Annotated in this window: 18 protein-coding genes; 5 read left to right on the forward strand and 13 right to left on the reverse strand. The window is 67.9% G+C overall.

Annotation, left to right across the window (positions count from 1 at the left end):
• The first annotated feature begins 121 nt into the window (after positions 1–121).
• Complete coding sequence (locus VPA02S_RS23545; RefSeq protein WP_062365844.1) at positions 122–1024, forward strand: LysR family transcriptional regulator; 903 nt, start codon at positions 122–124, stop codon at positions 1022–1024.
• A gap of 13 nt (positions 1025–1037) precedes the next feature.
• Here the strand turns inward: VPA02S_RS23545 and VPA02S_RS23550 are convergent, their stop codons facing one another.
• The 5 genes from VPA02S_RS23550 to VPA02S_RS23570 all read right to left on the reverse strand — a co-directional run bounded on the left by VPA02S_RS23550 (position 1038) and on the right by VPA02S_RS23570 (position 6365).
• Positions 1038–2537 (reverse strand): carotenoid oxygenase family protein, encoded by a 1500-nt coding sequence (locus tag VPA02S_RS23550; RefSeq protein WP_062365845.1) that lies wholly within the window; start codon positions 2535–2537, stop codon positions 1038–1040.
• 13 nt (positions 2538–2550) lie between these two features.
• The gene (locus VPA02S_RS23555) at positions 2551–2982 is read right to left on the reverse strand and encodes a DUF2141 domain-containing protein (protein WP_062365847.1); all 432 of its coding nucleotides are present in this window, start codon (positions 2980–2982) and stop codon (positions 2551–2553) included.
• 165 nt (positions 2983–3147) lie between these two features.
• Positions 3148–4230: an AI-2E family transporter gene (locus VPA02S_RS23560; protein ID WP_062365849.1), complete on the reverse strand. Its 1083-nt coding sequence runs from the start codon at positions 4228–4230 to the stop codon at positions 3148–3150.
• A gap of 86 nt (positions 4231–4316) precedes the next feature.
• A complete protein-coding gene (locus VPA02S_RS23565; RefSeq protein WP_018905322.1) occupies positions 4317–5021 on the reverse strand; it encodes a GntR family transcriptional regulator in 705 nt (234 codons plus the stop codon).
• A 9-nt stretch (positions 5022–5030) separates the two neighbouring features.
• Positions 5031–6365, reverse strand: coding sequence for a C4-dicarboxylate transporter DctA (locus VPA02S_RS23570; protein WP_062366037.1), 1335 nt, complete (start codon positions 6363–6365; stop codon positions 5031–5033).
• Positions 6366–6595: 230 nt separating this feature from the next.
• On the opposite strand from VPA02S_RS23570, the gene VPA02S_RS23575 reads away from it, so the two are divergent.
• Positions 6596–7933, forward strand: coding sequence for a glycosyltransferase family 2 protein (locus VPA02S_RS23575; RefSeq protein ID WP_015866723.1), 1338 nt, complete (start codon positions 6596–6598; stop codon positions 7931–7933).
• A gap of 101 nt (positions 7934–8034) precedes the next feature.
• Complete coding sequence (locus VPA02S_RS23580) at positions 8035–8886, forward strand: porin family protein (RefSeq protein WP_244883722.1); 852 nt, start codon at positions 8035–8037, stop codon at positions 8884–8886.
• A gap of 20 nt (positions 8887–8906) precedes the next feature.
• On the opposite strand, the gene VPA02S_RS23585 is transcribed toward VPA02S_RS23580, so the two are convergent.
• The 3 genes from VPA02S_RS23585 to VPA02S_RS23595 form a co-directional block, all read right to left on the reverse strand.
• Positions 8907–10265, reverse strand: a complete 1359-nt coding sequence (locus VPA02S_RS23585) for an MFS family transporter (protein WP_062365852.1) — start codon at positions 10263–10265, stop codon at positions 8907–8909.
• Between the two features lie 147 nt (positions 10266–10412).
• Positions 10413–11027 (reverse strand): response regulator transcription factor, encoded by a 615-nt coding sequence (locus VPA02S_RS23590; protein ID WP_062365853.1) that lies wholly within the window; start codon positions 11025–11027, stop codon positions 10413–10415.
• Positions 11024–13204, reverse strand: coding sequence for a sensor histidine kinase (locus VPA02S_RS23595; RefSeq protein WP_062365855.1), 2181 nt, complete (start codon positions 13202–13204; stop codon positions 11024–11026). Before VPA02S_RS23595 ends, VPA02S_RS23590 begins: the two co-directional genes overlap by 4 nt.
• 85 nt (positions 13205–13289) lie before the next feature.
• Between VPA02S_RS23595 and VPA02S_RS23600 the strand changes: the two genes are divergently transcribed.
• Entirely contained in the window at positions 13290–14147 is an 858-nt protein-coding gene (locus VPA02S_RS23600) for an aldo/keto reductase (protein ID WP_062365856.1), read from the forward strand.
• A gap of 7 nt (positions 14148–14154) precedes the next feature.
• Here the strand turns inward: VPA02S_RS23600 and VPA02S_RS23605 are convergent, their stop codons facing one another.
• The 3 genes from VPA02S_RS23605 to VPA02S_RS23615 form a co-directional block, all read right to left on the reverse strand.
• Positions 14155–15642, reverse strand: coding sequence for a nucleobase:cation symporter-2 family protein (locus VPA02S_RS23605; RefSeq protein ID WP_062365858.1), 1488 nt, complete (start codon positions 15640–15642; stop codon positions 14155–14157).
• Positions 15643–15766: 124 nt separating this feature from the next.
• Positions 15767–17023: an alpha/beta hydrolase family protein gene (locus tag VPA02S_RS23610; protein ID WP_062365859.1), complete on the reverse strand. Its 1257-nt coding sequence runs from the start codon at positions 17021–17023 to the stop codon at positions 15767–15769.
• Positions 17024–17040: 17 nt separating this feature from the next.
• Positions 17041–18099: an SDR family oxidoreductase gene (locus VPA02S_RS23615; RefSeq protein WP_062365861.1), complete on the reverse strand. Its 1059-nt coding sequence runs from the start codon at positions 18097–18099 to the stop codon at positions 17041–17043.
• Positions 18100–18218: 119 nt separating this feature from the next.
• Between VPA02S_RS23615 and VPA02S_RS23620 the strand changes: the two genes are divergently transcribed.
• A complete protein-coding gene (locus tag VPA02S_RS23620) occupies positions 18219–18914 on the forward strand; it encodes a TetR/AcrR family transcriptional regulator (RefSeq protein ID WP_062365863.1) in 696 nt (231 codons plus the stop codon).
• Positions 18915–18932: 18 nt separating this feature from the next.
• Here VPA02S_RS23620 and VPA02S_RS23625 read toward each other — a convergent pair whose 3' ends face one another.
• Positions 18933–19688 (reverse strand): GntR family transcriptional regulator, encoded by a 756-nt coding sequence (locus tag VPA02S_RS23625; RefSeq protein WP_062365864.1) that lies wholly within the window; start codon positions 19686–19688, stop codon positions 18933–18935.
• A gap of 47 nt (positions 19689–19735) precedes the next feature.
• Complete coding sequence (locus VPA02S_RS23630) at positions 19736–20473, reverse strand: aspartate/glutamate racemase family protein (protein WP_062365866.1); 738 nt, start codon at positions 20471–20473, stop codon at positions 19736–19738.
• Positions 20474–20499: the final 26 nt, after the last annotated feature.

The following is a 20499-nucleotide window of genomic DNA, read 5'->3' on the forward strand; positions in this document are numbered from 1 at the left end:
ACCTATTCCAACGCGGAATAAGTGATTAACATAGGTCGCCGCCGGGCCGCCCCAAGGCGACCGCGCCCCCTCGGGGGGCAGCGATACACGCAGTGATGAGCGTGGGGGCCCAAGGAGTGACATGGACAGATTGTTGGCAATGGAAATGTTCGTGCGCGTGGTCGAGACCGGCAGCTTCTCGAAGGCGGCGCTCGAATTCCACACCACCCAGCCCACCGTGACCAAGCAGGTCGCGGCCACCGAGGCGCGGCTGAAGGTGCGGCTGCTCAACCGCAACACGCGCGGCGTGAGCCTCACGGAGCCGGGCGCGCTCTACTACGAGAAGTGCAAGAACATCGTGCGCGAGGCCGAGGAGGCCGAGAGCATCGTGCAGTTGCGCCAGAACCAGGCGCAGGGGCTGCTGCGCATCGGCACCTCGGTGGCCTTCGGCCGCCGCGTGGTGGTGCCGCTGGCGCTCGAATACATGCGCCGGCATCCGCAGGTGCAGCTCGACCTGAGTTTCGAGGACCGCTATGTCGACCTCATCGCGCAGGGCATCGACGTGGCCATCCGCATGGGCAAGCTGGCCGATTCGTCGCTGGGCGCGCGCTACCTGGGCACCAATCCCTGGGCCATGGTCGCGGCGCCGGGCTACCTGAAGAAGCACGGCACGCCCAAACGCGCGCAGGACCTGAGCGCGCACGTGGCGCTCATCTACAGCAGCGTGGTGGGCGACGAGTTCTGGCGCATGCACACGCCCAAGGGCGATCCGGTGACAGTGCCGGTCTCGGGCCGCTTCCGGTCCAACAACCTTTCCGCGGTGCTGGCGGCGGCGCGCGACGGCCTGGGCATTGCGCTCATGCCGCGCTACGTGGCGAGCGAATCGCTGGCCTCGGGCAAGGTGCTCGAAGTGCTGGGTGACCACAAGCTGCCCGAGCAGGAGATCCACGCCGTCTTTCCCTCGCCCAAGCTGGTGCCGGGCAAGGTGTCGGGCTTCGTGGCCTTCCTGCAGGGGCGCTTTGCCGAGGGCTGGTGGGGCGGCTGAGCGCGCCTCTTCTTCAGGCTGGCACGAAGGCGCCGTGCAGGCCCAGCGGCAGCGCATAGGGCAGGGTGGCTTGCGCCACCGGTCCCGCCGCCAGGTGGTCGGCCGCAAAGCACGAGAGCACGGTCTTCTGCCGGCCGAAATCGAGCACCGTGCCCAGCACCCAGCCCGGCCCGGTGCCGTCCGGCACGAAGACATGCTCTTCCACCATGGTCTGCGCGCCGTAGCTGAAGCGCTGGCTGCGGCCACTTTCGACATCGGTCCGCGCGATGGCGCCGAAGCCCGGCACATCGAGGCGCGTCTGGGTGGCATGAACCACCTGGCGGTGCCGCAGGCCGACGCGCCGCGGGTCGATGCGCGGAAACTCGGCTTCTTGCGCCAGCGCCTGCTGCGTGGCCCGGCCGGTGCCGAGGTTCAGCGTGGCGACGGTCAGCCGCGGGTGGGTGCTCTTCACGCGGCGCGCGCGCATCACTTCGCGGTTGGTCGTGAACACCGAGTCGGCGTTGTCCGAACGCACGTAGTCGATGTGGACGAGGGTGCCACGCGGCGTGTCTTCTTCCCAGGCATTGCCGACGTGGAACAGGAAGCCGGCCGGCAGCGCGAGCATCTGGCGCCGCTTCCAGTTCTGCTTGTCGACCACCAGGGCGCGCATGCCGAGTTCCGGCCGCCAGACGTGGGCGTCGAGAAAGCTCGCACCTGCCTCCTTGCGCTTGCCGTCGTAGACCAGCGGCGGCATCAGGAACACCAGGTGCCGTTCGGTCACGGCGAAGTCATGGACCATCGGCATGTCGGCCACCGGCACCACGGCTGCGCGCCGCAGCGTGCCTTCGGGCGCAATCTCGTACAGCGCCAGCAGGCCCTGGCCGGAGCTCACGCCAAAGTTCCACACCGTGCCGTCCGGATCGACCTTGGGATGGGCCGAGAACGGCATGCCCGCGAGGTCGGGCCGCCAGGTCTTCACGCCCAGCGTGTCCAGCGTGCGCGCATCGACGCGCGTGGCCGAGCCGCCTTCCCAGAGCGCCAGCACCTCGCCCTGCATCGGCAGCACGCTGGTGTTGGCCACGTTGATGCTGTCGGCCGAGGTCGGCGGCTCGACGCCCGGCGGCATGGTGCCGAAGGCCTCGAACAGGCGGCGGCCGGCCCGCACCTCGGCCACGCGCTTGGGCGTGGCGACATAGCGGCCCTGGTGCCGCACGTCGGCCCCGTCGATCACGAAGCGGTGCACCATGCCGTCGCCGTCGAACCAGTGGTGGTAGCGCTCGCCGCCCAGGTCGTGGCCGGCCGGGCCGATGCGGAAAAGCGTGCCGGCCACGGCATCGGGGAAGCGCCCGCGCACCGTGGCGCGGGTCAGGGGCAGGTCGTCCGGGGGCGTGGCGAAGCCGGTCTTCCAGGGCGCACCGGCGGCTTCGAACCGGGCCTGCCAGTCGTCGGCCGCGCCGGCCGCGCGGGCCAGCGGTGGCAAGAGATGCAGGGCGCCGGCGGAGGCCAGCAGGCGCAGGAGCTCGCGTCGTTCCATGGCGGTTTGCTCCTCAGCGCAGGTGGATGACGGTCTGCTGGTCGGCATCGATGCTGATCGCCGCGGCCTCGAAGGCGGGGGCGGCGCGGTTGCCCTTCGCGTCGTTCGAGAAGCCGTAGCGCTCGGTCGGCATGCCCATGAGGTTGGTGTCGAGCTTGCCGTTGCCGTTCTCGTCGGCGAACGCCCGCAGCGCGTACCGGCCCGGCGCCAGCCCTGTGAAAACGAGCCGGGCCTTGCCGCCCTGCATGGGCGCGGTCTGCGAGGCCACGGCCTTGCTGTCGGCGTAGCTCGCGGCGTCGTTGTACAGCGCCAGGTACAGCGTGGCTTCGCCGGCCGGGCCGTCGGCCACGTTCACGTTCAGGTCGGCCGCGAGCGCGGCCAGCGGGGAGAGCAGCGCGGCGGCGCAAAGGGCGCGCAGGCTCGCTGGGGGCTGTAGAAAGTTCATGGGACAGAGGCCTCGTCGGAAGTTGGAGGCCCCGACGATCCCGCAAGCGCCGCGCGCCGCCCAGCGCGATGCGACGAAATGCGGAAACGCCCGCGCGAAATGCACCCGGCCGGCGCAGGGCGCGCCCGCTTCGGCCGCCTCAGCCCGCTGGCCGCGAGCCGGGCTTCAGCTGCCCTTCTTGTCCTCGCCGGGGCTGGTCTCCAGCTGGCCCGATTCCACGAACAGGCTCCACGCCGCCATGAACAGCGCCGCGATCACCGGACCGATCACGAAGCCGTTGATGCCGAAGATCGCCATCCCGCCGATGGTCGACATCAGCACGATGTAGTCGGGCATCTGCGTGTCCTTGCCCACCAGCACCGGGCGCAGGATGTTGTCGACCAGGCCGATCACGAACACGCCCACGAAGATCAGGATGCCGCCCTGCCAGAAATGGCCGGTGGCGAGGAAATAGATGGCCACCGGCCCCCAGATGAGCGCCGCGCCCACCGCGGGCAGCAGCGAGAGAAAGGCCATCAGCACGGCCCACAGCAGCGCGCCCTGCACGCCCAGCAGCCAGAAGGCCAGCCCGCCGATCGCGCCCTGCGCAATGGCCACCGCCACGTTGCCCTTGACGGTGGCGCGGATCACGGTGGTGAACTTGTTGAGCAGGTAATGCGTGTGCGGCCTGGCGAGCGGCACGGCCTCGCGCATCGACTTCGAAAGCGCCGAGCCGTCGCGCACCAGGAAATACAGCAGGTACAGCATCACGAAGAAGCTGATGACGAAGTCGAAGGTGTTCTGGCCGATGGTCAGCGCCTGGCCCGCGATGAGCTGGCTGCCCTGCGCCGCGCCCGCGGAGATGCGGGCCTGCCAGGCTTCCATGTCGCCGAGGTTGAAGCGGTCGAACAGGTTCAGCAGCCATTGCGGCACGGCGTTGAGGATCTGCTGGAAGTAGGCCGCGAAATTGATCTGCCCCGAGCGGATGCTCTGCGTGACCTGCACGATCTCCTGCACCAGCGACACGCCCACCATGGCCAGCGGGAGAATCACGATGAACAGGCAGATGGCCAGCGTCGACAGCGCCGCGGCATTGGGCTTGCCGGGCATGGCCTTGAGCAGCCGCTTGTAGAGCGGCGTGAACAGGATGGCCAGGGCCACGCCCCACAGCACCGCGCCGAAGAACGGCATCAGCACCCAGAGGAAGGCGACCGTGACGGCGGCGAGCAGGGCGAGGAACACGCCGCGCTGGAGTTGGGGTGAATTCATAGGTGATTCGGACTGTAGCCGAGCCTGAATGCACCGCCGTGTCGGTCGGCACGCCCTTGTGCGGTGGCGCACCGGGCGCCCGGAGGTCAGCGCCTGGCGCGCGGCAGCGCCACCGGCGCCAGCGTGGCGCGCAGCCGGGCGGGCGCGTCGGGCCCGGCCGTGGTTTCGACCTCGAGCGAGCGCTCGACGTTGCCGATGTGCTCGATCATCAGCTGGCGCGCCCGGGCCGTGTCGCCGGCCTCCAGCGCGGCCACGATGGCACCGTGCTCCGCGCAGGACTGCCCGGCCTCGTGCCTGGACTGGTAGAGCGTGGCGGCCAGCGTGGTGCGGGCCGTGAGGTCGCGCAGCACGTCGACCAGCAACTGGTGGCCCATCTGCTCGGCCAGGCAGACATGGAAGTCGGCCAGCAGGAAGGCGCGCGTGGCGGCGTCGGCGCCCTCGATGGCGCGCTGCTCGTCGGCAATGTGGTCGCGCAGCTTGCGGATGGCCTGCTGCAGCGGCCGGCCTTCGCTTTCGGCCAGGATGCCCGCCTCGACGATGCGCCGCGCCGAGAAGGCGTCGCGCGCTTCCTCGGCCGAGGGCTCCACCACGTACCAGCCGCGGCGCGACTGCACCTCGACGAAGCCGCGCGCCTGCAGCTGCATGAGCGCCTCGCGCACCATGGTCCGGCTCACCGCGAAGTTCTCGGCCAGCGCCTGCTCGCCGAGCCGCTCGCCCGGCGCGAGCTTTTGCGCCAGGATGGCCTCGACCACGCGCTCGGCGATGGAGGTGGGGTTGACGTCAGTGGCCATCGCGCGTTTTCAGCGGCTGGCGGCGCCTGCGCCCACGGGGACGGCCGGCACCTCGGGCTCGGCCAGCGGCTCGTCGTCCGGCGAATAGGAGCCGTCGAGCACCGCATGGGCGCGCTCGCGGTCGATGTCGCCTTCCCAGGCCGCGATGGCCACCGTGGCCACGCAGTTGCCGATCAGGTTGCCCAGCGCGCGCGCGATGCCCATGAACCAGTCGACCGAGAGCACCAGCACCAGCCCGATGGCCGGAATGGCGGGAATCGCGTGCAGCGTGGCGGCCAGCACCACGATGGCCGAGCCCGGCACGCCGTGCGCGCCCTTGGAGGTGACCAGCGCAATCGCCAGGATGGTCAGCAGGTCCGCCATCGAGATCGGCGTGTTGGTGGCCTGCGCGATGAACACCGCCGCGAGCGTGATGTAGATCGAGAAGGCGTCCAGGTTGAACGAATAGCCCGTGGGAATCACCAGGCCCACCGTCGAGTCGCGGATGCCCATGCGGCGCAGCTTGGCCATGATCTGCGGCAGCACGCTGTCCGACGAGGTGGTGGCAAACACGATGGCCAGCTCCTCGCGCAGGTAGCGCAGCAGCTTCCAGAGGCTGAAGCCCGACATGCGCATGACCAGCCCGAGCACCACGAACACGAAGACCAGCACCGCGCCGTAGAAGAGGGCCACCAGCATGCCCAGCTGCTTGAGCGAACCGATGCCGTACTTGCCCACCGTGAACGCAATGGCGCCCAGCACGCCGAGCGGCGCCAGCTTGATGAGGATGCCCATGATCTTGAACAGCACCAGCGAAAGCGCATCCACCACCGCGGCCACCGGCTTGCCACGCTCGCCCAAGAGCGACAGCGCGCAGCCGAACAGCACCGCGAACAGCAGCACCTGCAGCACGTCGCCGGTGGCAAAGGCGGCGACGACCGTGGTGGGGATCAGCTTCATCAGGAACTCGACCGTGCCGCCGCTGGTGAGCTTGTCGGCGTTCGAGGCATAGGCGCTCATGGCCGTGGCGTCGAGCTTGCCCGGGTCCACGTTCATGCCCACGCCGGGCTGGAACACGAAGGCCAGCACCAGCCCCAGGGCCAGCGCAACGGTGGTGAGCACCTCGAAGTAGATCAGCGCCTTCACGCCGACCCGCCCCACGCGCTTGAGGTCGCCCGCGCCCGCGATGCCGTGCACCACCACGCAGAACACCAGCACCGGGATGATCATCTTGATCAGCTTGATGAAGCCGTCGCCGAGTGGCTTGAGCTTGACGGCGAACTCCGGCAAGAAGAGGCCGGCGAGCATGCCGAGCACCAGGGCAATGACGACCTGGCCGAAGAGCGATTTGGCGAAGCGAGGCATGGAAGTCTCCTTGTATGTCTTGGCGGTGTTTGCATGCAAGGATCGCTTTTCTTGCATACAAGCAATGTAGGCAAGAAGACTTCGAGGGAGGCAGAGGGTATTCCCGGGCTCCTGGGGTGAAGGGGCCGGGGCGCAGCGTCTCCCAGTGTTGTTAACAGTCTCCAAGAATGTAACCAGACTGTTCGCGTCGTTTGTCGAGAGTTACATTCGATGGAACACTCGAGAGCGACATGAACGAAGAAGGCCAGAAGGCGCTGCAGCCAATGATTTACCTGCCCGTGTCGGGCAAGTTTGTCATTGCGTTGATTGGCGCCAGCGCCTGGATGTGGTTCTCGATATGGGCCGCGGGCCCCTGGCTGGCCGACCTGACGGATCGGGTGGGGATGGCCCTGGCCATTTTCCTGGTGTATGGCATTGCCGTTGTTCCGGGCTTCATGAATGCGTTCCTGGCCATCAGCCTGCTGCTGGACAGGAGGCCGGCGCATCCCGCGTTGGCCGTCTATCCCCCGATCTCCATCCTGATTGCCGCCTACAACGAGGAAGCCTCCATCGACGAGACGCTGGTCAGCATCGATCGGCAGAACTACCCGGGCGAACTGCAGGTGATCGTGATCAACGACGGGTCCGCGGACGGCACCTCGCTTGTCGTGCAGCGTGCCCGGGAACGGTATCCGTGGCTGACCTTCCTGGACCTGGAAAAGAATGGCGGCAAGGCGCGCGCGCTGAACATCGGGTTCAAGGAGGTGGCGCACGACCTGGTCATCACCGTCGATGCCGACTCCTTCCTCTACCGTGGCGCTTTGACCAGCATCGTCGAGCGCTATCGCGCCGACCCGCCCCATACGCGGGCCGTCGCAGGAAAGATCCTGGTCCGCAACTCGCGGCTGAACTGGATCACCCGCTGCCAGGAATGGGACTACTTCCATGGCATTGCCGCCATCAAGCGCGTGCAGTCGCTGTTCCAGGGCACCCTGGTTGCGCAGGGTGCGTTTTCGATCTACGACCGGGCCGCGCTGGTCGAGGTTGGCGGATGGCCCGAATGCGTGGGCGAGGACATCGTGCTCACCTGGGCCCTGCTGAAAGCCGGCTACCGGGTGGGCCACTGCGAGGACGCGTGCCTGTTCACCAATGTGCCCACCACCGTCAAGCAATTGGTCAAGCAGCGCCAGCGATGGGCGCGGGGCATGGCGGAAGCCTTCATCAAGCACCCGGGGATCCTGGTCAAGCCGCGCCTGTCGACCTTCTTCATCTATTGGAACCTGCTGTTTCCGTGGCTGGACCTGGCATGCACCATCGGCTTCATTCCCGGAATCATCCTCGCGTTCTTCGGCCACTACTGGATCGTCGGGATCATGACCCTCGCGTTGATCCCGGCCACCTTCGCATTGAGCCTGCTCATGTTCCGGATCGAACGCCGGATGTTCAGGAAGACAGGCCTCGTGGTGCGAAAGAACGTCCAGGGCTTCTTCGTCTACGTGCTGCTGTACAGCCTGATCCTGCAGCCTGCCAGCGTGCTCGGCTACCTCGATGAACTGTTCAGGAAGCCCAAGGCCTGGGGAACCAAATGAAGGGGCTGCCGAGGTGTCTTGCCGCCGCTTCCCTGGGGTGCCTGGTGCTGGCCGCTCCCTGCAGGGCGGAGGAAGAAAAGGCAAACGAAAAACCGACCGGCATGGCCTTTGGCCCGGAATTCTTCATCACCGGCGACAGCGACAATTTCCAGTCGCGCCGGGTGTCGGTGGAGTTCTTTCCCGCGTTTGAAAATGCCGACCGCTACCTGGGGTTCCGGCTCGGTGACTACCAATACAAGCAGGGCAACTGGCAAAGGGCCGGCAAGAAGATCTCGTTCCTGGCCCGTTCGGTCGAAACGAAAACCACGGACGGTGGCGCAATCGAGGTCGGCGCGTTCGAGCAGGGCGGGCACACGCTGCTCACGCTCGACGGCAGCTACCGCCTGTCGCCCACCAAGAGCACGGCGGTGGAATTCCTCGTGACGCGCGACTGGGTCGAAACGCCGAAGTCGCTGGACCGCGGCATCGATTTTTCCTTTGTCGGCGTGGCCGTCGACCAGGGGCTTGGAAGCCACGTGACCCTGGTCGGTCTCGCGGCGCAGCAGTATTTTTCCGACGGCAACCGGCGCGACCACGGCCGCCTGCGGCTGATCTACCAGCCGTCGCTCGATCTGGGCCTGACCCTGCAGGCGCGCTATCGGACCTACCGCAGCAGCCACGAGGACGTGGACCGGGCCTATTTCAATCCGAAGAACTACAGCGAGGCGATGCTGGCGGTCGGCTGGCGGCAGCGCTTTTCGGGCTGGACCCTCGCGGTCACGGCCGGGCTCGGCACCGAGACGATCAACCACGAGTTCCGGCAGCCGACGCGGCTTTTGGACGTGAACCTGCAAAGCCCCGTGAGGGGATCGCAGGTCTTTCGCTTTGGCGCCGGCTACAGCCGCAGCACCACCTTCTCGGGGCCCAGCTACCAGTACCGCTACCTGCGCGGGGAGTGGGTGATCCTTTTCTGAGGCGGGCGCCGCTTGCCCGGCTACTTGTCGTGGTGCAGGTAGCTCGCCTGCTTCGGCAGCAGCAGGCTCACCAGGAAGGCCACGCCCATCATCGCGGTCACGTACCAGTAGAAGTACGACTCGTGGCCGATCGACTTCAGGCCCAGCGCCACGTATTCGGCGCTGCCGCCGAAGATGGCGTTGCCCACCGCATACGACAGGCCCACGCCCAGCGCGCGCACTTCGGGCGGGAACATCTCGGCCTTCACGATGCCGCTGATCGAGGTGTAGAAGCTCACCACCGCGAGCGCCAGCGTGATCAGCACGCCGGCCATCAGCGGGCTGCCCACGCTCTGCAGGTTGCTCAAGACGGGCACCGTCATCAGTGCGCCGAGCGCGCCGAACAGCAGCATGTTGCTGCGCCGGCCGATGCGGTCCGACAGCGCGCCGAACAGCGGCTGCATGCACATGTAGATGAACAGGCAGGCGGTCATCACGTTGCTGGCGGTCTTGATGGACATGCCGGCCGAGTTCACCAGGTACTTCTGCATGTAGGTGGTGAAGGTGTAGAAGATCAGCGAGCCGCCGGCCGTGTAGCCCAGCACCACGAAGAAGGCGCGCTTGTGGTGTTTGAACAGCTCGGCGACGCTGCCGGCGCCCTTGGCGGCGCGGGTCTGGGTGCTGGCGGTCTCGGTCAGCGTGCGGCGCAGCATCAGCGCCACGATGGCCGCCACGGCGCCCAGCACAAAGGGAATGCGCCAGCCCCAGGCCTTGAGTTCGGCATCGTCGAGCAGCTGCTGCAGCACCACCACGACCACCACCGCCAAGAGCTGGCCGCCGATGAGCGTGACGTACTGGAACGACGAGAAGAAGCCGCGCTGGCCGCGCATGGCCACCTCGCTCATGTAGGTGGCGGTGGTGCCGTACTCGCCGCCGACCGACAGGCCCTGCAAGAGGCGCGCGGCCAAAAGCAGCGCGGGCGCCCAGGCGCCGATCTGCGCATAGGTGGGCAGGCAGGCGATGACCAGCGAGCCCACGCACATCATGACGACCGAGGTCACCATCGAGGTCTTGCGGCCCTTGCGGTCGGCCAGCCGGCCGAACAGCCAGCCGCCGATCGGGCGCATCAGGAAGCCGGCGGCAAACACGCCCGCCGTGTTCAGCAGCTGGACCGTGGGGTCCGACTTGGGAAAGAACGAGGGCGCGAAGTAGATCGCGCAGAAGGCGTAGACGTAGAAGTCGAACCACTCCACCAGGTTGCCGGACGAGGCGGCAAAGATGGCGAAGATGCGCTTGCGCTTTTCCTCGAAGGTGTAGGGCGTGGTGTTGGGCGCGTGGGCGCTGGTCGCGTCCGGGCTGGAGGCACCGGCGGTGGCGCTGGCGCTGGCAATAGCGGTCATTCGGGGGTCCTTGTCTCTGGCTGTGGGCCCCCGCGGAGCCGCGGAAAGCCGTGCCGGCGAGTCTGTCCGGCCGGGGCCAGGCTGTCGTCCGTAGCCGCCCGCCGCGCCGCTACGTACCTGTACGCAAGGGTAAATACCTAGAAAGCGTTACAGGCCGTGCTCGCGCAGGAAGCGGTCGAGCTCGTGGCTGTTCGACAGGCCGAGCTTGGCGAACACGTGGGCGCGGTGCGTTTCCACCGTGCGCTGCTCCAGCGGCGCGAGCTCCAGCGCAATGCGCTTGTTGGGCAGGCCCTGGGCGACCAGCCGGGCCACCTGCATCTCGCGCGGCGTGAGCTTGGCCCACAGGGCCTCGGCCGCCTGCCGGGCCTGCCGGCGCAGGGCGATCTCTTCGGCCTTCTGCAGTGCCTTGGCAATGCTCTCGAGCAGGCGCTCGTCGCTGCAGGGCTTCTCGAGCCAGCCGAAGGCGCCGTTCTGCACCGCCTCGACCGCCATCGGAATGTCGCCGTGGCCGGACAGGAAGATCACCACCAGCGGACTGTCCTGCGCGCGCAGCGCATCGAACACCTGCAGCCCGCTCATGCCCTCCATGCGCAGGTCCAGCACGACGCAGCCCGGGCGCTGCAGGTCGGCGCCGGCCAGGAAGGCCTCGCCCGAGGCAAAGGCCTGCACCGCATGGCCGCGCGACAGCAGCAGGAGGCCCAGCGAGCGGCGCACGGCCTCGTCGTCGTCGACGATGCACAGGTGGTTGGCAAGGGCGGTCACGGTGCCGAGATTTCCAGTTCGAGGGTGAAAACTGTGCCACCGCCGGCCCGGTTGGCAAAGGACAGCCGGCCGCGGTGGGCCTCCACGATGGTGCGGCAGATGTTCAGGCCCAGGCCCAGTCCGCCGGTCTTGGTGGTGAAGAAGGGCGCGAACACCTGCTCGGCCAGCGCCGCGTCGATGCCCGGCCCGCGGTCGGCCACGTGGATGTGCATGCGGCCTTCGCTCACCTCGGCGTCGATTTCCACCAGCCGCTGCTCGGGCGGCGCGGCCTGCATGGCGTGCAGGCTGTTGGACAGCAGGTTCAGCAGCACCTGCTCCAGCAGCACGCGGTCGCCGCGCACCTCGGGCAGGTCTGGCCGCAGGCGCACCTCGGCGCGCGCCTGGCGCATCCGCATCTCGCCCTGCAGCAGCGCCAGCGCGTTGCTGACCAGCGACGCCACCGCGCAATCCTCGCTGCCGATGGTGCGCTGGCGCACGAAGCCGCGGATGCGCCGCACGATCTCGGCGCTGCGCCGGGCCTGCGCCATGGTCTCGTCGAGGCTGCTGGCCAGCAGCGCCTGGTTGCCCTGTTCCGCGAAGGCCTTGGCCGCGCTCGCGAAATTGCTCAGCGCCATCAGCGGCTGGTTCAGCTCGTGCGCCAGCGTGGAGGCCATCTCGCCCAGGCTGGCCAGGCGCTGCGCATGCTGCAGCTGCTCGTCGTTCTGGCGCTGGCGCAGCTCGGCGCGCTTCTGCTCGGTGATGTCGACCACCGAACTCATCCAGCCGCTGTGGCGGCCATCGGCATCGATGAGCGGCGCGGTGTAGACCATGGTGATCACCTCGTGCCCGTCGCGGTGCCGCAGCCGCGACTCGAAGCCCGAGCGCGCGGGCTGCCCGCTCATCATCGCCTGGTAGTGCAGCCAGTGCTGCGTCACGTCGTCGGGGTGCCAGTAGGGGTAGGGCGGCAGCCGGCCGAGCAGTTCGTCGGCGCCGTAGCCGGTCATCTCGCAGAAGGCGGGATTGACGTAGATGATGCGGCCTTCGAGGTCGCGTGCGCGCATGCCCACCAGCAGCGAGTCTTCCATCGCCTTGCGGAAGGCGTGGGCCTCGTCCAGCGCGTGCGTGCGCTCGCGCACGCGCAGCTCCAGGTCGCGCCGCGCGTCGCGCTGTTCGGCGAAGCGGCGCTCGCGCAGCTGCCAGTAGAGCCCGCCCAGCAGCAGCACGCCGGCGCACAGCAGGCCCAGCATCCAGGTGCGTTCGCGCGCGCGGGTGACCTCCGAATGGTCGGCCATCACGGTCAGCGTCCAGCCCAGGTCGGGCAGCGGCTCGTCCAGCGCGAGGAAGCGGCGCGCCTTGCCGGCGATGTCGGTGCGCACGAGGTAGCCCGGATGCCCTTTCTCGCGCGCCACCGTCCATGGCAGCGGCGGGAAGCCGGTGCGGTCGCCGTACTGCTGCTCGCGCTTCAGGCGGTCCAGGTCGGCGGCGGCGAGCGGCCGCTTGGCCTGGTACATCCAGGCCGGCACCGAGCTCAGGAACACGATGCCGCGCGCATCGGCCAAGAGGATCGGCTCGCGCGCGAAGGTCCAGGCCTCCTGGAGCTGGCGCAGGCTGATCTTGACCGTCAGCACGCCCAGCACGGCGCCGGCCTCGGAGCGCACCGGCGCGGACATGAAGAGCCCCGGTTCGCCGGTGGTCTGGCCCACGCCGTAGAAGAGGCCGCTGCGGCCCGCGCGCGCGTCGATGAAGTAGGGCCGGTTGGCATAGGACTCGCCGACGAAGCTCTGCGGCGTGGCCCAGTTGCTTGCCGCCAGCGTGAGGCCCTGCAAGTCGATCAGGTAGAGCGCATCGGAGCCCGCATGGCGGTTCACCTCTTCGATGTAGCGGTTGGCGCGCTGCTGCGCCGCCGGGTCGCGCGGATGGGCCAGCACCTCGAAGACGTCCGGGTGCATGCCCGCGGTGCGCGGCAGGTAGCCGTACTTGCCGGCGGCATCGCGCAGGCCCAGCACGTGGACTTCCATCGCGCGGCGGATCGAGTCTGCCTGGAAGCTCGCCTCGCGGGCCGCGGCCCACTGGCCCGCCGCGCCGATCAGCAGCAGCGCCACGGCCACGGCGGCCGTCCACGCGAGCAGCGCGCGCCAGCGGCCGCGGTGCGGGCGAGCCGTGGGCGTGTCGGGTGGGAGGGAAGGCAGGGGAGGCATGGCAGGGGAGGGCCGACCGGGCGGCGAGCGGGGATTTTGCCCTGATCCCCGGATCGGCCGCCGGGGCCGCCGTACCATCGCGCCCATGCGAACCCTTTCACTCCCGGCCGGCGGCGAGATGCCGGTGCTCGGCCTCGGCACCTGGCGCATGGGCGAAGCCGCAGGCCGCCGTGCGGCCGAGGTTGCCGCGGTGCGCGAAGCCATCGCCATGGGCTACCGGCTGATCGACACCGCCGAGATGTATGGCGAGGGCGGCGCGGAAACCGTGCTCGGACAGGCCCTGGCAGAGGCCCTGCGCGCGGGCGACGTGCGGCGCGAGGCGCTCTTCATCGTCAGCAAGGTCTATCCGCACAACGCGAGCCGGCGCGGCACGCCCGAGGCCTGCGAGCGCAGCCTGAAGCGGCTCGGCCTCGACACGATCGACCTCTACCTGCTGCACTGGCGCGGCAGCCACCCGCTGCGCGAAACGGTCGATGCGATGCAGGCGCTGGTGGCCAAGGGCCGCATCGCGCGCTGGGGCGTGAGCAACTTCGACATCGACGACATGCAGGAACTGGTGCCGCTCATTGGGTCGGGTCCTGGCTGCGCGGCCAACCAGGTGTACCTGTCGCTGGCCGAGCGCGGCCCGGAGTTCAGCCTGCTGCCCTGGCTGCGCGAACGCGGCATGCCGCTGATGGCCTACAGCCCGATCGACCAGGGCGCGCTGGCTTCGGACGACGCACTGCAAGCGTTGGCCGCGCAGCTCGGCATGAGCGCCGCGCAGCTCGCACTGACCGTGGTGCTCGCGCGGCCCGGCGTCGCCGCGATCCCGAAGGCCGTGCGCAGCGCGCACCTGCAAGAGAACCTCGCCGCCGCCGACCTGAAGCTCGATGCGGCCACCCTCGCCGAACTCGACCGCCTGCATCCGCCGCCGCGCCGCAAGGCGCCGCTCGCAATGATCTGAGCAGGCTCTAGTGGGCTTCGGCTTGCTTGGCTGCCGCGATCACGGCGTCTTCGTCGTGCTTCGCGCCATTGAGGAACAGGTTCAGCAGCACCGCGCTGATCGACGCCAGCAGGATGCCCGACTCGATCAGCGAGTGGATCGCATGCGGCATCCACTGCTTGAAGTTGGGCGCAATGAGCGGAATCATGCCGACGCCGATCGACACCGCCACGATCATCGCGTTGTGGCGGTTGGTCTTGAAGTCCACGCCCGAGAGAATGCGGATGCCCGTGGCCGCCACCATGCCGAACATCACCAGGCCCGCGCCGCCCAGCACCACCGTGGGCAGCGACTCGACCAGCGCCGCCATCTTGGGCAGCAGCCCCAGCACGATCAGGATCACGCCGCCGGCCACGCAGACGTACCGGCTCTTGATGCCCGTGACGGCCACCAGGCCCACGTTCTGCGAGAAGCTGGTGTACGGAAAGGTGTTGAAGATGCCGCCGATCAGCGTGCCCAGGCCGTCGGTGCGCAGGCCCTTGGCCAGGTCCTTCTGCGTGATCTTCCGGTCGGTCATCTCGCCGAGCGCAAGGAACATGCCGGTCGACTCGATCATCACCACGATCATGATCAGCGTCATCGTGAGGATCAGCACCGGGTCGAACTGCGGCATGCCGAAGTGAAAGGGCAGCACGATGTCGACCCACGCGGCCTTGCCCACCTTTTCATAGGTCATGAGGCCGGTGATCGAGGCCACCACCGCGCCAATCACGATGCCCAGCAGCACCGAGATGTTGGCGACGAAGCCCTTGGCGTACTTGACGATCAGCAGGATCGACACCAGCACCAGCGCGGCCACGCCAAAGCCCGAGAGATCCGCGTACTTGGGGTTGGGAACCGTCGGCATGATCGCAAAGCCCTTGGGCACTGCCGGGATCGAGCTGCCCGGCGAGGTCACCTCCGCGAGCCACTTCGCATACACCGGGTCCACCAGCGCGGGCGCCGTCGGCCCCACCGGGTTGCCGAAGATCCAGTTGATGCCCACGCGCATCAGGCTGATGCCGATCACCGCGATGATGGTGCCCGTGACCACCGGCGGAAAGAAGCGCAGCATGCGGCTCACCAGCGGCGCGATCAATATCGACACCACGCCCGCGCCGATGATCGCGCCGAACAGCAGCTGCGCGCCGTTCTGGCCCGGGTTGGCGTTGGCAATGGCCACCATCGGCGCGACCGATGCGAAGGTCACGCCCATCATCACCGGCAGCCTGATGCCGAACCACTGCGTCGCGCCCAGCGCCTGGATCAGCGTGGCGATGCCGCAGCAGAACAGGTCGGCCGAGATCAGGAGCGCCACCTCGTCGGGCGAGAGCTTGAGCGCGCGGCCGACGATCAGCGGCACCGCAACGGCCCCCGCGTACATCACCAGCACATGCTGGAGACCGAGGGCCGCGAGCTTGCCCGAAGGCAGCCGCTGGTCCACCGGATGGACTGTGGAAAGGGTGTCGGCCGTCATTGCGTTTCTCCTGCAGCGGCAAGGGGAAAGGGGCGTGGACGGCGCGGTGCCCGCGGCGTCCACTCGTTGTGTACGCCAAACTGTATACAATTTATGCAGCAATCCGGATGCAGGAAAACCCGGATCAGTTTTCCATCTTGAGCCTTCGCATGAGCCAGTTCGCGGTGAACTCGAAGTGCTCGCCCATGTTCGACTCCGCCGTGTGGCCGTCCTCCCCGAACACCAGCTGCGTCACGTTGAAGCCCAGCGCCGCAAGGGATGCGGGCTCGTCCCGGGAGACGAGGTCTTCGCGCGCGCCGTTCACCATGAGAATGGGCTTGCGCAGCTGCACCGTGGTCGGCTTCTTCAGCTGGCGCGAGAGCTGGAATGCTTCGTAGTAGTCGCACATCGCTTCGCGCGGCGTGGTCTGCGGATTCATGTTCGCAAACATCGTGTAGGGCGCGACGATCCATGCAGGAGCCACCTTGCAATGCGCCTGCCCAAAGCTCGAATCGCTGGGGCCGCCCACATTGACGATCGCCTTGTAGAAGTCGTTGCCGAGGCCCCCCAGCGTTCCCAGGTAGCCTCCCATGCTCCAGCCGTACACGGCCACGCGGCTCGCGTCCAGGTCGCCGCGGGTCTTGATGTAGTCCGCCACCGTGTCGAACATCGCATGGGACTCCGGACGGAAGCCGAGCTGGTTCTCCCCGGTGTCCGGGTTCTCCACAATGATGGTGGCGAAGCCGCGGCCCATGAAGTAGTCGCTGTGCCGGATCATCTCGGTCTTCATGTTGTCGAGGCCGCCAAGAATGACCAGCACCGGCAGCTTCTCGTTGCCGCCCGGCCGTGCCGGCGGCGCCCGGAAGTAGCCGATGAATTCCTTGGCGCCGCTCTTGAACGCGATCCGCTGCAGCGGCTTTCCCAGGAGCGCATGGGCTCGTTCGGTCGCCTGCAGGTCCGCCATGGGGACGCGCTTGGGAAGCCGGTTCATCCGAAGGTAGAAAGCGGCCTTCTTGTATTCGGCCGATGCAGCCGTGCCGTTGCCCCGCTCTTCGAGCGCGCGGGCCCGTTCCAGATGCATCTGGGCCGGCTTGTCGAAGGTTGCTTGCCAGGCTGCCTGCGACGGCCCGGCGTGTTCCGGCAGCGCCGCGGCGATTTCGTCGAAGCTGCGTGCTTCGATGCCGGCATCCTCGAGCCACCAGCAGATGTTGAATTTGAACGAAGGGTGCATGCGGGCGATGCCTCCCGGGTACTCCGCCTGCCCCTTGCTGCAGAACTCGGCCATGCTGCCCGCGGTCCTGGCGGCAGGGAGGCCCTGGGCCGCGGATTCCTGCGGCGCTGCCGCGATGCAAAGAACGGCTGCGAAGGCCGCGGAGAGGTTCAGGATCGATCTGTGGGTCACGGTTTTTTTTCTCTTGTTCAGGATTCGGTTCGGGCCGGCACACCGGGCAGCCAGCCATTGCCGCGATACCAGGCGAGCGTGTCGGCAACGGTCTGCTCGATCGGGCGAAACTTCAGCTGAAGCTTCTGCTCGCTCTTCGTGTGATTGAAATGGCTGCGCCCCGCCTCCTTGCGCATCAGCCGCACGGTGGCCAGGCTGAGCAGGATGGGCTTGCCGGTGGCCCGCGCGTAGAGTTCCTGCACTGCCGCCAGCAGGTACAGGAGCGGAAAGGGCAAGTGGCGCGTCGGCGTCTTGATGCCTGCGATCTTTCCCACCAGGGGCACCAGTTCCTGCATCGTCATGTGGCGGCCGGCCGCCAGGTAGCGTTCGCCGCGCTGCCCGTGCTCCGCGGCCGAGATCTGCGCCCTGGCCACATCGCGGGCGTCGACGACGGAAAAACTGCCGGGCACCAGCCCGGGCAGTTTTCCGAGCACCACGTCATTGACGAATTGCCCTGACGAGGTGGGGCCGATATCGGCCGGCCCCCACATCCATCCGGGCAGGACGAAGCTCGCATGCATGTCCGGGTGCGTGCCCAGAAAGGCCGACACGACCTGGTCGGCCATGATCTTGCTGCGGTAGTAGTCGTCGCCGGCGTCGGCCAGCTCGCGCAGGCAGGTCTCGTCCATGGGCACGCCCGGCTCGCCGTTGAGCACCGCGATGGACGAGGTCTGGACGAAGCGCCGGATGCCCGCACCGTAGGCCTGCTCGATGAGCTGCCGCGTGCCGTCCACATTGATGCGCTTGAGCTCTTGCCAGTGGCTGCCGCCCTTGAAGTTGTCCCGGAAGAACGCGGCGGTGTGGAACACCACGTCGCAGCCTTGCAGCGCGCCGGCGAAGGCGGGCACGTCGGCCATGTCGCCCAGCACCAGTTCGACGTCCTTCACGCCCGCAAACTGCTGCTGGCCCTTGGCCTTCGAGCGGACCAGGGCCTTGACCGAGACGCCGCGCGCGACCAGTTCGCGCACCAGGTTGTTGCCGAGAAGGCCGGTCGCGCCGGTGACGAACGCGGACCTCAAGGCCTTGGGTTTTTCCATATCAATCGAATTTCAAAAATCAAACGAGTTTTGAATGTAGCCGCGGCATTTTCAAATATCAAGTGATTTCTGAAACTTGGATGGACGATATCCAAAGTTCATGTGATATCTTTTGAGGCATGAGCCCGACGACAGCAAGAAAGCGCCTGACCCGCGAGGAAAGCCGCGCGCAGACGCGCGAGCGCCTGGTCGAAACCGCGCAGCAGCTGTTTGTGTCGAACGGCTATGGCGGCGCGTCGATCCGCGACATCGCGGACAAGGCGGGCTACTCCCAAGGCGCCTTCTATTCGAACTTCTCGAGCAAGGAAGACGTCCTCTTGGAGCTGCTGCGGCGGCACATGGAGGCGGAGGCGACGCAGCTCTTCAGCGTGATGGGCAACGAGCAGCAGGAGCCCGGGCAGATGCTGGCCGAGTTGGAAGCGTGGGCTTCCACGCTCAATCACGATGCCGACTGGTGCATGCTTTCCATCGAACTCCAGCTGCATGCCAACCGCAGCCGAAGCTTCGCTGCGGAATACCGGAAGGTGTGGGACAGGCACCGGTCCGAGCTCGGCGGCGTGATCGGCCAATTGTTCGGCAAGCTCGGGCGCACGCCTCCTGCCGCACCGGACGAACTGGCCGCCGCCTTCATGGCCCTGTCGCATGGGCTGGCGCTGCAGAGGATCAGCACGCGCCCGGATCCCTCGGGGCGGCTGATCATGGTGTTCCTGCGCGGACTGATCGCAGGTGCGGAAGACCTCGGAACGGCCGCTGCCGCACCGGCCGGCACTCCTGCGCGCGCGCCAACGAAGCGCGCTCCGAAAGCCGGGCGCTGAATCGTCCCCAGGCTCCCTCTAGGCGAGCAGCGCCTTCACCAGGTCGAGCTGGCGGTCGGGCTTCTCGGTGCCGAGTTCCAGGCTGGCCTCGATGCGCTCCAGGTGGTCGATCATGCAGAGCACGGCGCCTTCCACGTCGCCCTTGCGGCAGATGCGAAGGAAGTCCGAGTGCTCGTCCGACGAGCAATGCGGGTCGTTCGACGAGTGGTAGAGCATCGCGATCAGCGAGCTGCGCGCGACCAGTTCGCGCACCAGCTCGGCCAGCGTCTTGTTGCCCGTGGCCTCGGCCAGCGCCACGTGGAAATCGCCCAGCACCTTCTCGCGCACCGTGCCCGTGGTGGTGGTCTGGCGCAGCGCCGTGCGCTCGAACTTGATGTGCTGCTCCAGCACCTGGTAGTCGCGCGGCCGTGCATTGGCGATGAACAGGCGCACCACCTCGCTTTCGAGGATGCGGCGCACCGCGAACACCTCGCGTGCCTCCTGCACCGTGGGCTGGCAGACGAACGCGCCCTTGTCGGGAATCATCTCGATGAGCTTGTCCTTCGAGAGCATCAGCAAGGCCGCGCGGATCTTGGTGCGGCTCACCGAATAGACGCGGCCCAGCGCCTCCTCGCGCAGCCAGGTGCCGGGCGGCAGGCGCTTCTCGACGATGGCGGTGGCGATGTCCTGCGCGATGCTTTCGATGGAGCTGCCCTTGTCGGTGGCGGCTGGGCCGTTCTCGGCCACAGCGGCGGTGGCAGGGGATGCGATGGATTTGGTGCTGGCGCGGGGCATGCGCAGATTGTGGCTCAGCGGATAGCGGCCGCGCGCGTCGGGCGCCGTCAGCCGCGCAAGGTGAAGCTCTCGAGCGCGCCCTTCATGGCCTTGGGCAGCGGGTGGGCCAGCTCGCCGCGCTTGCTGGTCGAGAGCTTCAGCGCGACCAGCGATTCGACCAGCCTGGTGGCCGCGGCCACGCCGTCGATCACCGGCACGCCGAGCAGGCCGCCGATGTGCTCGCACAGGTCGGTCATGCCGGCGCAGCCGAGGACGATGCAGTCGGAGCCGTCTTCCGCGAGCGCGCGGCGGCATTCGTCGACGATGCGCTCGCGCGCCTGGGAACCGGGCTCCTCGAGCTCGAGCACCGGCAGCTCGCAGGCGCGCACCTGGGCGCAGAAGCGCTCCATGCCGTAGACCTCGGCCAGGTGCCAGGCCTGGCCCATCGTGCGGCCGAGCGTGGTCACCACGCTGAAGCGGCTGCCCACCATGCTGGCCAGGTGCATCGCGGCTTCGGCGATGCCCACCACCGGGCCGCGCGCCAGTTCGCGCGCCGCCTTCAGGCCCGGATCGCCGAAGCAGGCGATCACGTAGCCGTCGAAGCCTTCGCGCTCGCCGGCCGCAATTTCCTGCAGCAGGCCGGGCACGGCCAGCGCCTCGTCGTAGTGGCTTTCGATGGAGGCCGGCCCCATGGCCGGGCTGACCGCGACGATCTGCGTGCCGGCGCTCGCCACCGCGCGGGCGCAGGCGCCGATCTTCTCGGTCATGCTCCAGGTGGTGTTGGGATTGATGATCTTGATGCGCACGGCGCGGCCCTTTCTTTCTCTTTCAG

Origin of the sequence: Variovorax paradoxus NBRC 15149 (genome assembly GCF_001591365.1) — a bacterium.
GTDB lineage: Bacteria > Pseudomonadota > Gammaproteobacteria > Burkholderiales > Burkholderiaceae_C > Variovorax > Variovorax paradoxus.